9 protein-coding genes are annotated in these 12277 nt (G+C 71.9%); 2 read left to right on the forward strand and 7 right to left on the reverse strand.

What is annotated here, in order from left to right; genetic code table 11:
• Nucleotides 1-3 precede the first annotated feature (3 nt).
• From HDA31_RS17460 to HDA31_RS17480, 5 genes are all read right to left on the reverse strand, one after another.
• Nucleotides 4-2415 (reverse strand): RICIN domain-containing protein, encoded by a 2412-nt coding sequence (locus HDA31_RS17460; protein WP_178064372.1) that lies wholly within the window; start codon nt 2413-2415, stop codon nt 4-6.
• Nucleotides 2416-2664: 249 nt separating this feature from the next.
• Nucleotides 2665-3360 (reverse strand): FadR/GntR family transcriptional regulator, encoded by a 696-nt coding sequence (locus HDA31_RS17465; RefSeq protein WP_074478849.1) that lies wholly within the window; start codon nt 3358-3360, stop codon nt 2665-2667.
• A gap of 218 nt (nt 3361-3578) precedes the next feature.
• Nucleotides 3579-4868: a CE1 family esterase gene (locus HDA31_RS17470; RefSeq protein ID WP_178064371.1), complete on the reverse strand. Its 1290-nt coding sequence runs from the start codon at nt 4866-4868 to the stop codon at nt 3579-3581.
• Between the two features lie 27 nt (nt 4869-4895).
• Nucleotides 4896-6224, reverse strand: a complete 1329-nt coding sequence (locus tag HDA31_RS17475) for an extracellular catalytic domain type 1 short-chain-length polyhydroxyalkanoate depolymerase (RefSeq protein WP_178064370.1) — start codon at nt 6222-6224, stop codon at nt 4896-4898.
• A 138-nt stretch (nt 6225-6362) separates the two neighbouring features.
• On the reverse strand, nt 6363-7736 hold the full coding sequence (locus HDA31_RS17480) for an endo-1,4-beta-xylanase (protein ID WP_178064369.1): 1374 nt from the start codon (nt 7734-7736) through the stop codon (nt 6363-6365).
• A 378-nt stretch (nt 7737-8114) separates the two neighbouring features.
• On the opposite strand from HDA31_RS17480, the gene HDA31_RS17485 reads away from it, so the two are divergent.
• Nucleotides 8115-8975 carry an endonuclease/exonuclease/phosphatase family protein gene (locus HDA31_RS17485; RefSeq protein ID WP_178064368.1) on the forward strand — a complete coding sequence of 287 codons (861 nt, stop codon included), beginning with the start codon at nt 8115-8117 and terminating at the stop codon, nt 8973-8975.
• On the opposite strand, the gene HDA31_RS17490 is transcribed toward HDA31_RS17485, so the two are convergent.
• Both HDA31_RS17490 and HDA31_RS17495 read right to left on the reverse strand, forming a co-directional pair.
• Nucleotides 8956-9405 carry an iron chaperone gene (locus HDA31_RS17490; RefSeq protein ID WP_178064367.1) on the reverse strand — a complete coding sequence of 150 codons (450 nt, stop codon included), beginning with the start codon at nt 9403-9405 and terminating at the stop codon, nt 8956-8958. The genes HDA31_RS17485 and HDA31_RS17490 overlap by 20 nt on opposite strands.
• A gap of 156 nt (nt 9406-9561) precedes the next feature.
• Nucleotides 9562-10533 carry a PaaX family transcriptional regulator gene (locus tag HDA31_RS17495; protein ID WP_178064366.1) on the reverse strand — a complete coding sequence of 324 codons (972 nt, stop codon included), beginning with the start codon at nt 10531-10533 and terminating at the stop codon, nt 9562-9564.
• Between the two features lie 303 nt (nt 10534-10836).
• On the opposite strand from HDA31_RS17495, the gene HDA31_RS17500 reads away from it, so the two are divergent.
• Nucleotides 10837-12195 (forward strand): extracellular catalytic domain type 1 short-chain-length polyhydroxyalkanoate depolymerase, encoded by a 1359-nt coding sequence (locus HDA31_RS17500; protein WP_178064365.1) that lies wholly within the window; start codon nt 10837-10839, stop codon nt 12193-12195.
• Nucleotides 12196-12277: the final 82 nt, after the last annotated feature.

Consider the following 12277-nt stretch of genomic DNA (forward strand, 5'->3'; position numbering starts at 1 on the left):
CGGTCAGCTCCGCGTCCACTTCTGGCTGTTGCCGCCGGTGCAGGTCGCGATGACCACCTGCGTGCCGTTGGCGGTGCCGCCGCCGGTCGGGGACAGGCACAGCCCGGACTGCACCCCGGTGATCGTGCCGTCGGAGTTGAGGTTCCACTGCTGGTTGGTGCCGCCGGTGCAGTCCCAGATGATCACCCTGGTCCCCGACGAGGTCGCCGCGCCCTCGGCGTCGAGGCACTTCGTGCCGTACACCTGGAGCTGCTTGCCGGCGGTCTGCGTCCACTGCTGGTTGGCCCCGCCGTTGCAGTCCCACAGGGTGAGCTGGGTGCCGTTGGTCTGCGACTGCGACGGGACGTCCAGGCACCGGCCGGCATTGGTGTTGCGCAGCGCGACCTGCGTGCCGCCGCCCACGCCCGGCACGACGCTGAGGTTGTCGAACTGGGCGGTCTGGCCCTGGCTGGTGCCGAAGCCGACGAGACCCGCGCCGAAGGACGAGTCGGTGGCCGTGCCCACGGTGACCCCGTCGACGGTGGCGGTGATGGTGCTGCCGGAGAAGCCCAGGGCGAGGCTGTGCCAGCGGTTGGTGCCGAGCGCGGCGACGGTGCCGCTGCGCAGGGTGGTGAGCTGGTTGCTGGTGTTGTTGCGCAGGATCGACCACGCGCCGGCGTCGGTGACCCTTAGGAAGTACGCGTTCTGGGCGCTGACCGGGTCGAGGTTCTGGCTGCCGACCCGGCCCTCCAGCTGGACGTAGCCGGCCTTCTCCAGCAGCACGTCGGCCGAGACCGTGTAGTTGTTCCAGTTCAGGTTGCCGCCGTACGTGCTGGGGTCGGCCAGGGTCTTCCAGGTGATCGGGGCCATCGGCGACGACTGGCGCAGGCACATGCCGGCCCGGCCGCCGCCGCAGGCAGCGGTCTCGAACGCGCCCTGGTTGTCCTGGAGGTACCGGGCCAGCTTGCCGGCGGGGTAGCTGTCGAAGTTGTCGCTGTAGGGCAGGCTGAGCTGCCCCTGCGGCGGGCTGGTCGCGGTGCCCTTGCCCCCGCCCGTCGTGGTGGTGATCGTGTAGACGCGGCCGGGCTGCACGGTCAGCGAGTAGCGGCCGCCCGAGGGGGTGATGTCGGCGCCGCGGACGAAGTGGTCGGCGGTGTTGTTGGAGTTCAGGTTGGTCGACCACACCCGCACGGAGCCGGTGGAGAGCCCGCCGGTGACGGTGAGGTCCAGGGTCTGCGCGGCGGTCGCGTCCATGGTCTCGACGACCGTGGTGTAGTCGGTGTTGTTCGGCGACTTCAGCGACACGTAGCTGCCGTTGTTGCGCGCGCCGCCGATGTAGCCGCTGGACGAGTCCAGGTACTTCCAGCCCGGCGCGGTGAACTGGGTGGTGTGGGCGAGCGTCCAGGCGTTCTTGCCGACGGCGTACCAGCCGGACCAGGGCTGGTTGGCCAGCATCAGCCCGACGGTGGCCCAGGGGATGTTCGTGGTGGTCGCGCCGATCAGGTTCCAGTTGATGTACGCGGTCATCCGCCCGTCGAGGTAGCCCCGGTTGATGCCGCGCGCCAGCGGCTTGGCGCCGTCGTTGTAGTCCTGCGAGCCGCCCTCGCTGTTCCACAGGGTCTCGCCGGTGGCGGTGGCGTTGGCCGACACGGTGCAGGTGGTCTGCGCGGCCAGGTAGCCGCACGGGTAGTGGCCGCCGATGACGTCGATCGCGTTGCGCAGCGCCGCGTTGTTGACGGCCACGTTGGCCGGGTTCCAGCTGCCCGGGTAGTCGTCGCCGAAGATGAGCTTCACGCCCGCGTAGCCGTTGTTGTTGAGCGCGGTACGCAGGTTGATGGTCCAGTTGGCGTCGTACAACCGCTCGTTCTGGGCGGCGGTGAGGTAGTCGATGGTCAGGTTGTGCTGCTTGGCGCAGCCCAGCCAGGACAGGTGGTAGTCGATCGAGTCCTGGGACATGAAGGTGCCGTTGCCGATCCAGCCCGGCGCGCCCCAGGCCAGCCCGACGAGCTTGATGCTCGGGTTGCGGAGCTTGGCCTGCTCCATGATCCACCACTCGTAGCCCCGGTTGCAGTCGAGGTCGCCGCGGAAGTGGGAGTGGCTCGGCTCGGACCCGCTGGTGGAGTTGGTGTCGCCGCCGATCTCCACCTTGAGGATCTGCAACGAGGCGCCGTAGTCGGGCTTGAAGAGGTAGTCGAGGATCTGGCCGCGCTGGGGCTCGGGATAGTCGATCAGCAGCCGGCTGTTGCCGCCGCCGCCGCTGACCGCGCCGAGGCCGTCGAAGGTCTTGCCGCCCGACGCGCCGTTGATCGTGATCGAGGTGGCGGCCCGGGCCGGCGCGGCGAGCCCGCCCACCGCGCCGCCGACGGCCAGCAGAGTGCCGACGAGCAGAAGCGCGAGGGCCGATGGGCGGCGAAGGAGCCGCCTGGTTCCTGACATGGGTCGGGCCTCCCCGGGGAACACGGCTCGACCTCGCCGGCCTGGTCACCCCGCTGGGACCGACACCCGTGTGGTGGTGGTGCGGTGCGGCATGAGGGAGGATCGGGTCGCGCCTATTCATAGATAAACGTCGACTAGTTAGTCGTCATACGTTATATCTCTCGCGGGGGTGCGGGTCAACCCTCCCGGGCCGGGACGGCGACGGCCCCGGCGGGCGGGACCCGGCGGCGGGGCCGGTCGGGGGCCGGGTCAGGCGTCCGTCGCCTGGACGGCGAGCACCCGCCGCAGCCACGCCTCGGAGGTGTTGACGTGCATCAGCGCGCTGGCCTGGGCCAGCAACTGGTCACCCGCGCGCAGCGCGAGGTAGATCGCGTGGTGCTCGTCGATCGTCTGGTGCGCCGAGTTGCCCTCGATCAACCCGCGCCACACCCGCGCCCGCACCGTACGGCTGGACAGCCCGTCCAGCAGCGAGGTGAGCGTCTCGTTGCCGGTCGCGGCGACGACGGTGTGGTGGAAGGCGGTGTCGAACCGGATCAGCTTCTCCGCGTCGTCGGCCGCCGCCCGCATCTCCTCCAGGATCCGGCTGAGCCCGTCGAGGTCGGCGTCGGTCATCCGCAGCGCCGCCAGGCCGGTCGCCACCGGCTCCAGCATCCGGCGCACCTCCATCACCTCCAGCAGGGTGTCGTCGCGCAGCAGCTCCACCGCGACGCCCAGGCCCTCCAGCAGCAGCCGGGGGGCGAGGCTGGTGACGTACGTCCCGTCGCCCCGCCGCACGTCGAGCACCCGGGCCGATTCGAGCACCTTCACGGCCTCCCGCACCCCGCTGCGGGACAGCCCCATCTGCGCGGCCAGTTGCGGCTCCGGTGGCAGCCGCGCGCCCGGCGGCAGCTCGCCGCTCTGGATCATGCTGCGGATCTTCGCGATCGCGTCGTCGGTCAGTGCCACCCCGGCCCCCTCAGCGCCCGCCGCCATACGCCGACGGCACGGGACCCGGCACCCACGCCCCGCGGATGCCGGCAGCACCCCACTATAGGAGACGTCACATGTTTGCCTCCCGGCGCGGACACGGCCGACGCCGCGCCGGGAGCACGACGCGCCCCGGGGCGACGGACCAGGTGCGTCCGCCGCCCCGGAGCCGGGGTACGCCTGCCGCCGTCCGGCGGTCAGGAGGCCGTGCAGGTGGGGGTCTGGGTGGGCGCGGTGCCGTTGCCCTGGAACCCGAACTCGGTCACCTGACCGGCGGCGAGCTGACCGTTGTAGTCCACGTTAGCGAACCGCACCGTCCCCGAACTACCACTGGCCGTCGCCGACCACGTACCCGTGACACTCGTACCACCCGGCAACGTCACACTCACGTTCCAACCCCGGGTACCACCAGAACCAGCGGTCACCTTCACCGTGGCCACGAAACCACCCGTCCACGAATTCGCCGACACCGTCGCCGAACACCCGGCCCCACCCGGCGGCGGAGTCGTCGGGTTCGGCGGAGTGGTGGTGGGGTTCGGCGGCGGAGTCGTGGGGTTCGGGGTGCCCTGGAACTGGGCGAAGAAGCGCCAGATCTCGACCTTGGTCCAGGTGGTGACGCCGCTCTCGGCGTACGTGCCGTCGACGGGGCCCGGCATGTGGCCGTTGTCGAACGCGGCCCACTGCACCGGGTACCCGGCCCGGCAGCCCGAGTACGCGGTGGTGATGTGCGTCCTGCTGCCCGGGGCCGGCTCGCGCGGGCTCTGGGCGGTGCAGCCGTTGTTGCGCACGAACGTGTCGCGCAGCGCACGGCCCTGGGAGATGTTCAGGACGGTGTCGCTGATGCCGTGCAGCCCGAAGTACGCGATGGGCTGGGTGCCGCCGCTGCATCCGCTGATCTGCGCGCCGCTGATGACCGCGACCGCCCGGAACACCGTGGCGCGGGCGCAGGCGAGGGCGTAGCTCATGCCACCGCCCCAGCTGAAGCCGAGGGCGAAACGCTGGGTGGTGTCGACGCAGAGGTCGCCCTCGATGCGGCGGAGCATGTCGTCGACGAAGGTGACGTCCTCGCCGCCGGCGTTGCCCCACCCGTTGCCGAGGCCCTGGGGAGCGACCAGGATGGCGGTGTTGTTCGACTGCTCCAGTTGGCCGTAGTAGGACCAGGCGGCCCCGCTGGTGCCGCCGTTGTCGATCTCGGTGGCGGTGCCGCCCCGCCAGTGGAACGCGAAGATCAACCGGTACTGGTTGTTGTTGTTGTAGTTGTTGGGCATCCGCAGGATGAAGCTCCGGCTCTTGCCGTTGCTCTGGATCGTGTGGGTGCCGCTGCGCAGCGTCGGGGCCTTGCCGCAGCCTGCGGTCGCCGCGGCGGCGCCCACGTCGGCAACCGTCTCGACGGCGCCGAGGCCACCGTTCAGCGTGACGCCACCCGCCGTCACGACGAGGAGGGCCGCCAGCGCGATGGGGCCGGAGAAGAACCTGTTTCTGGACATGTCGCTCTCTTCTGTGTACGCGTAGCGTCAACTGGCGGTGCAGGTGGGGGTCTGGGTGGGCGCGGTGCCGTTGCCCTGGAACCCGAACTCGGTCACCTGACCGGCGGCGAGCTGACCGTTGTAGTCCACGTTGGCGAACCGCACCGTCCCCGAACTACCACTGGCCGTCGCCGACCACGTACCCGTGACACTCGTACCACCCGGCAACGTCACACTCACGTTCCAACCCCGGGTACCACCAGAACCAGCGGTCACCTTCACCGTGGCCACGAAACCACCCGTCCACGAATTCGCCGACACCGTCGCCGAACACCCGGCCCCACCCGGCGGCGGAGTCGTCGGAGGCGGGGTGGTCGGAGGCGGCGTGGTCGGGGGCGGGGTCGTCGGGGGCGGGGTCGTCGGGGGCGGGGTCGTCGGGGGCGGCGTGGTGGGGTTGGCCACGTCGAAGCCGAGGAAGCGGATGGCCTGCGCGGTGTCGAACGGGATGGAGTGGCCGTAGCCCTGGAAGCTGATCGCCTCGACCGGCGGCGTGCCGCCGGTGCCGCCGTAGCGGGTGCGGGTGGCGCTGGTCTGCGGGTAGTCGGTGGAAACGGGGGTCTGGGACACCCCGAGCACGTTGGTCCACTGCTTGATCTGCTCGCCGAAGTTGACGTAGCTCAGCGTGGTGTCCGTGGTGCCGTGCCAGATCTGCATGCGGGGACGCCTGCCGGTGTAGCCGGGGTAGGCGTTGCGCACCAGGTCACCCCACTGCTGCGGGGTCTTGACGATCCGTCCGCCGGAGCACTCGCTGTTCCACTCCGAGCCGTTCGTGGTGGCGAAGCAGCCGAAGGGCACGCCGGAGGAGCTCACCCCGGCGTGGAACACGTCCGGGTAGAGGCCGGCCATCACGTTGGTCATCATGGCGCCGGACGAGAACCCGAGGACGCCGATGCGGTTCGCGTCGACCGGGTAGCGGGCCCGGACGTAGTCGATCATGGACTTGAGGCCCACCGGGTCGCTGCCGCCGTCACGCCGCAGGGCCTGCGGGGAGGAGACGTCCCAGCACTTGCTGCTGCGGGTCACCGACGGGTAGATCACGATGTAGCCGTAGCGGTCGGCGAGGGAGCTGAGCTGGTAGCCGGTGTGCAGCGCCGGGCCGCTGCCGGTGCAGTAGTGCAGGGCCAGCAGCAGCGGGGGCCGGGCCGCCACCCGGTCCGGCACGTACAGGTGCATCTGAAGGTTGGTCGGGTTGGTGCCGAAGTTGGTCACCTGGGTGAGCGTCGCGGCCGACGCCGGGGGGGCGGCGCTGATCACGGCCGTCGTCGTCGCCAGGGCCGTCGCCAGCGCGACCGCCAGCAGGGCGATCCTTCGTTTCATCGGCGCTTCCTTCATGGTGGGTGGGGTGCGGCGGCGGGCGGTGCCCGGCCCCGTCAGGCCGTGCGGCGGTCGACGGGCCGGCCGGACGAGGGGTCGTCGGCCCGACCCGGGGTGCTCCGGGTCGGGCCGACGGGCGGATCAGCTGGCGGTGCAGGTGGGGGTCTGGGTGGGCGCGGTGCCGTTGCCCTGGAACCCGAACTCGGTCACCTGACCGGCGGCGAGCTGACCGTTGTAGTCCACGTTGGCGAACCGCACCGTCCCCGAACTACCACTGGCCGTCGCCGACCACGTACCCGTGACACTCGTACCACCCGGCAACGTCACACTCACGTTCCAACCCCGGGTACCACCAGAACCAGCGGTCACCTTCACCGTGGCCACGAAACCACCCGTCCACGAATTCGCCGACACCGTCGCCGAACACCCGGCCCCACCCGGCGGCGGAGTCGTCGGGTTCGGCGGAGTGGTGGTGGGGTTCGGCGGGGTGGTCGTCGGGTTGGGGATGCCGGTGCCGGCATTGAGGGCGTTGAGGACGGAGTCGTACGCCGGCTTCTTGTTGCCGTTGCAGTCGAACAGCAGGGCGTTGTCGGACCCCCGCCACGAGTCGCAGTCCCGCACGCCCCACACCGTGATGCCGGTGCAGCGCGACACGTTCATGCACGCCCGGGTCACCGCGCCGAAGATGTTCGCCTGGTTGCCGCCGGTCATGACGTCCAGCTCGGTGATCTGCACGTCGACGCCGAGGTCGGCGAAGCGCTGGAGGTTGGCCTGGTAGTCGCTGGCCAGCGTGGTGCCCAGGTGGGACTGGAAGCCGACGCAGTCGATCGGCACGCCCCGGGACTTGAAGTCGCGCACCATGTTGTAGATGCCGGTCGACTTCGCGTTGACCCCGTCGGTGTTGTAGTCGTTGTAGCAGAGCTTCGCGCCCGGGTCGGCGGCCCGCGCGGCGCGGAACGCCGCCTCGATCCAGTCGTTGCCGGTGCGCTGGAGGTTCGAGTCACGCCGGCCGCCGCTGTTGCCGTCGGCGAACGCCTCGTTCACCACGTCCCAGGCGTAGATCTGCCCCTTGAAGTGGGTGGCGACCTGGGTGACGTGGTTGATCATCGCGCTGCGCAGGGCGCTGCCGGACATGCCCTGCGCCCAGCCCGGCTCCTGCTGGTGCCAGAGCAGGGCGTGGCCCCGCACGCTCATCCCGTTGGCCCGGGCGTGGCTGACGAGGCGGTCGCCGCCGCTGTAGTTGAACTGGCCCTGCTGCGGCTCGGTGGCGTCCCACTTCATCTCGTTCTCGGCCACGACGCTGTTGAACTCGCGGTTGAGAATCGTCGTGTACGTGCTGTTGGAGAGTTTGCCCGTCGCGACCGCGGCGCCGAAGTAGCGGCCCTTCTCGGCCGCGGCAGCCCGCAGGGTCGTCCCGGCGCTGGCGGCGGGGGCCATCGTCACCAGCACGCCGGCGGTGAGTGCGCCGGTGACCGCGAGGGTCACCGTCGTCAGGAGGGCTCTCTTGCGTCTCATGTCGATTCCTTCTCCGGGTGGATTGCAGCGGTGGTGGTGCGCCCGGATTGGTTCCGCGAAGGAGATCCGGGCGGATGATCCTGAAACGGTCGCTGTTGCCGCGCGAGGCCCGTCCCGCCGTCACTGACAGCGCCGATGGGGATGCTGATCCGACGCCCGCATGCCCTGTGGGGAAGCCGCGATCCCGAGGTGCGACCGGCAGGCCCGCCCGGTGGGCCATCGACGCCGGCATCCTCGACATCGACTGTGAACGATAACAAGGTCGTTCGTCAAGTCCTGCCGAATCGCACCGGTTCGCGCCGACGCCGTGGGGCGCAGGCCGCCGAGCCGGCCACCGAGCCGGCCACCGCCGGCCGCCGGGGGCAGTAGGATCCGGTCGTGGTCGGTCGTCGACGGCGCGCCCTGCGCCGGGCCCTGGCGGCCGTGCTCCTGGCCGGCGCCGCCTCGGTGCCCGCCGTGCCGTCGGCGTCCCCCGCCACGACCACGACGCTGCGGGTTCTCCAGCTCAACCTCTGCAACAGCGGCCGGGCCGGCTGCTACACCGGCCGGGCGGTGCCCCGGGCCGCCGAGGTGATCCGGGCCGAGGCCCCGCAGGTGGTGACCCTGAACGAGATCTGCCAGGGCGACGTGCCCGCACTCGGGCGGGTGTTCGGGCGGGTCCACCGCGGCGGCCCGGTGGTGGCGGAGTTCAGGGCCGCCGACGACCGTCCGAGCGGCGGCGTCACCCGGTGCCGCGACGGCCAGCCGTACGGCATCGGCCTGCTGGTGCGGCTCCCCACGCCCGACCAGAGGCACCTGGTGCACAGCGGGACCTACCCGGTGCAGGACCCCGCGGACCCGGAGCTGCGGGCCTGGCTCTGCGTCCACGTCCCCGACGTCGTCAACGCCTGCACCACGCACCTGGCGGCGTTCAGCGCCGGCACGGCGCTGGCGCAGTGCGGCCACCTGTTCGACACGGTCGTGCCGGCGGTGCTCGGCCGCGCCGGGTACGCGCCGACGGTGCTGGGCGGCGACCTCAACCTCCGCGTCGGCGGCTCACCCGACCTGCGGTCGTGCGTGCCGCCGGACCGTCCCCGCGTCGACGACGGCGCGGTGCAGCAGATCGTCGCCACCCCGGGCGTCACCGTCGACGCCGGCCGGTCGGTGAGCATGCGCGACGCGACCGACCACCCGGGGCTGCTGGCCACGCTCACGATCGACCACGGCCGTCCGGCCCCGGTCAGGAGACAGCGGCCCTGACCAGCTCGACGACCTTCCGCTCGACGGCGGGGCTCCACGCCCGCAGCGCGTACGCCACCGGCCACAGGTCGCCGTCGTCGAGGTTGGCCGCATCCTGGAAACCGAGGGTCGAGTAGCGGTAGTTGAACTTGCCCGAGTCCTGGAAGAAGACGACGATCTTGCCGTTCGCGTCGGCGTAGGCGGGCATCCCGTACCAGGTCTTGGCCGACAGCTGCGGGGCGGCGGCGGTCACCGCCACGTGCACCCGCTCGGCGAGCGCGCGGTCCTCCGGCGCCATCTGCGCGATCCGGTCGAGGACCGCCTGGATCCCGTCGGCCCTCTTGGCGCCCTTCCTGCCCTCGGCGCGCAGCTCGGCGGCGCGCTCCTTCATCGCGGCCCGCTCCTCGGGGGTGAAGCCGTCGGACCCGGTCGTGGACTCGCTGGCGGACATGCGGGGCTCCCTTGCACCGTTCAGGGCCGGCGGAGTGCCGGTCACCTGGCAAAAGGCTAGGCCCGACGGCGTGGCCGTGCTTCTCGATTCCTGATCGTTGCGCCGGGGCCGGTCGGCGGCCGGCGGCCCGGCGCGTCCCACCGGCGGGCGGGGAGGTCAGGACACGGGCGCGGCGGCGCCGCACACGCCGGCGAGGAGATCGGCGGTGGTGTGGGCCGCGACGCCGGGCTGCGCGCCGTCGGCGAACCGCGCGACCACGGCCCGGACGTGCCGCTCGGCGGGCTCGGCGAGGCCGTCGTAGACGGCCGCGAACAACTCCCGGGCCCGCTGCCTCGGCCACCCCTGCGGCAGGAGGTCCAGCGGCAGCTGCGGATCGAGGGTGGGAAAGCGCCGGTAGGTGTCCATCACCTCGGTGCGTGCCCGCACCGCCACCGGGCCGTCGAGCCGTCCGGAGCGCACCCGGGGCAGCAGCGGCGTCCACCGGCGTAGGAACGCCTCGTAGTGCCGGCTGATCGCGTCCACGTCCCAGGCGTCGACGGGGGCGCGGTGGCTGATCGCGTCGAGGGCGGCCTGCCGGCCCCGGAACACCGTGACGGCACCGGGGGTGAGCTCGGCGAGCTGCGCCCGCGCCTTGGGCGTCAGCTCGTGCGGCGAGATCCACAGGCCGTCGTACAGGGGCGCGTAGCCGAGCCAGCGGAGCCGACCGCGCAGGGCCCGCCGCTGCGCGCTGCGCTCCTGCGGCAGGGAGAAGGCGACGATCGTCCAGCACCCGTCCCACGGCACCGCCGTGGCGGTGGACGCCACGATCCAGCTCCCCCCGGCCGCGAGGCTGGCGGCGGCGGCGCGGCTGAGCCGGTAGGCGCTGCGCCGGCCCTGGCGGCTGCCCTCCAGCACGCCCCGGCGGGCCAGCCGGCTGATCGCGGTCCGGGCACCGGCCGTGGACACCCCGGCCTCGGCGAGCAACGCGACGATGGCGGCGGACGGGAGCGCGGCCCGGGTCCGCAGCGTGTAGTCCGCCAGCAGGGTCACCGCGACGCCCTGGGGCGAGTTGCCGGACTGCCTCCGGGGCAGCCGCAGCGGGTGCTCGTCGTCCGGATAGATCTCCTCGATGCTGAACGGGCTTGCCACAGGCGCTCCGGGCTCGAACTCGGGGACGGAACAACGACTGTAGACGGATCTCCGGCGACCCGGCGCGCCGTGGCGCGCCCGCCCCGGACCGGCCCGACCGACGACCCAACGTGATCGAGGTGCATCGATTGACACTTGTGGGACCCGGGGGAACACTAAGTGCTACGCGATGCCCTACGGAGCCGGGCGGGCGGACGGAGCACACGCAAGGGGCGACACGCGATCCCGCGGGGCCGGGCATACCCCGACCGGACCGCGCGTGGCCCGACTTCAGCCTGCACAGGTGACCGAAGGAGTCGTCCCGTGAGAATCAGAAGGAAACTGCTGCTCGGCCTGGCCACGACCCTGGTGGCGGCCGGCCTGGTGGCCCCGTCGTTCCAGCCCGCGTACGCGGCGTCGCTGGTCGAGGTGACCAGCTTCGGCAACAACCCGGGCCGGATGCGCATGCACATCTACGTGCCGGACAACCGCCCGGCCCGGCCGGCGACGGTGATCGCCATGCATGGCTGCGGCGGCTCGGGCCCGGCCTTCTATTCCGGCAGCGAGTTCGCACCCCTCGCCGACCGGTACGGGTTCATCGTGATCTACCCGACCGCGACCCAGCAGGCCGGCTTCGGCAACTGCTTCGACACCTGGTCGGACGCCGCCAAGCGCCACGACGGCGGCAGCGACCCCGTGTCGCTCGTCTCGATGGTCCGCTACGCGCAGCAGCAGTACAACGCCGACCCCGAGCGGGTCTACGCCACCGGCAGCTCGTCCGGCGGCATGATGACCAACCACATGCTGGCCGTCTACCCCGAGGTGTTCAAGGCCGGGGCCGCGTTCATGGGGGTGCCCTACAACTGCTTCGCCGGCGCGGCGGACTACCCGCCCGGCAGCAGCCAGTGCACCGGCGGCAACATGAACCGCACCCCGCAGCAGTGGGGCGACGCGGTCCGCCAGCAGGCCTACCCCGGCTACTCCGGCCCACGCCCGCGCGTGCAGGTGTGGCACGGCACCGCCGACACGCTCGTGCCGTACAGCCTGCTCCAGGAGTCGATCGAGCAGTGGACCAACGTGTTCGGCCTCAGCCAGACCCCCACGTCCACCGACACCCCGCAGGCCGGCTGGAACCGCCGCCGGTACGCCGACGGCAGCGGCACCGTGCAGGTCGAGGCGTACAGCATCCAGGGCGCCGGGCACAGCCTGCCCGCCGGCGGCATGGCCGCGGCCGCCATCGCCTTCTTCGGCCTGACCAGCACGCCCAGCCCCACCGTGACGCCCACCCCCACCACGACCCCCACCACCCCGCCCCCCACGACCCCGCCGCCCACCACGCCGCCGCCCACCACGCCGCCGGCCTCCGGCGCCTGCCGCGTGACCGTCACCGTCAACGCCTGGAACACCGGGCTGACCGCCAACCTCACCATCACCAACACCGGCGTCAGCGCCGTCAACGGCTGGTCCCTGGCGTTCGGTCTGCCCGCCGGACAGGCCATCACCTCCGGCTGGAACGCCACCTACTCCCCCACCTCCGGGCAGGTGACGGCCAGGAACCTCGCCTACAACGCAGCCATCCCCGCCAACGGATCGATCGACATCGGCTTCCAGGTCACCCACAGCGGCAACGCCGCCAAGCCGACCTCGTTCGCCCTCAACGGCGCGTCCTGCACCGTCGCCTGACGACGCCGAGCTCCGGGGACGGGCATGCGCCGGCGTGCCTCCCCGGAGCACCGGCGGGCGTCGCCGCCGTCCGCGCGAACCG

The sequence above is a fragment of the Micromonospora carbonacea genome (assembly GCF_014205165.1).
In the GTDB taxonomy this organism is placed as follows: Bacteria; Actinomycetota; Actinomycetes; order Mycobacteriales; family Micromonosporaceae; genus Micromonospora; species Micromonospora carbonacea.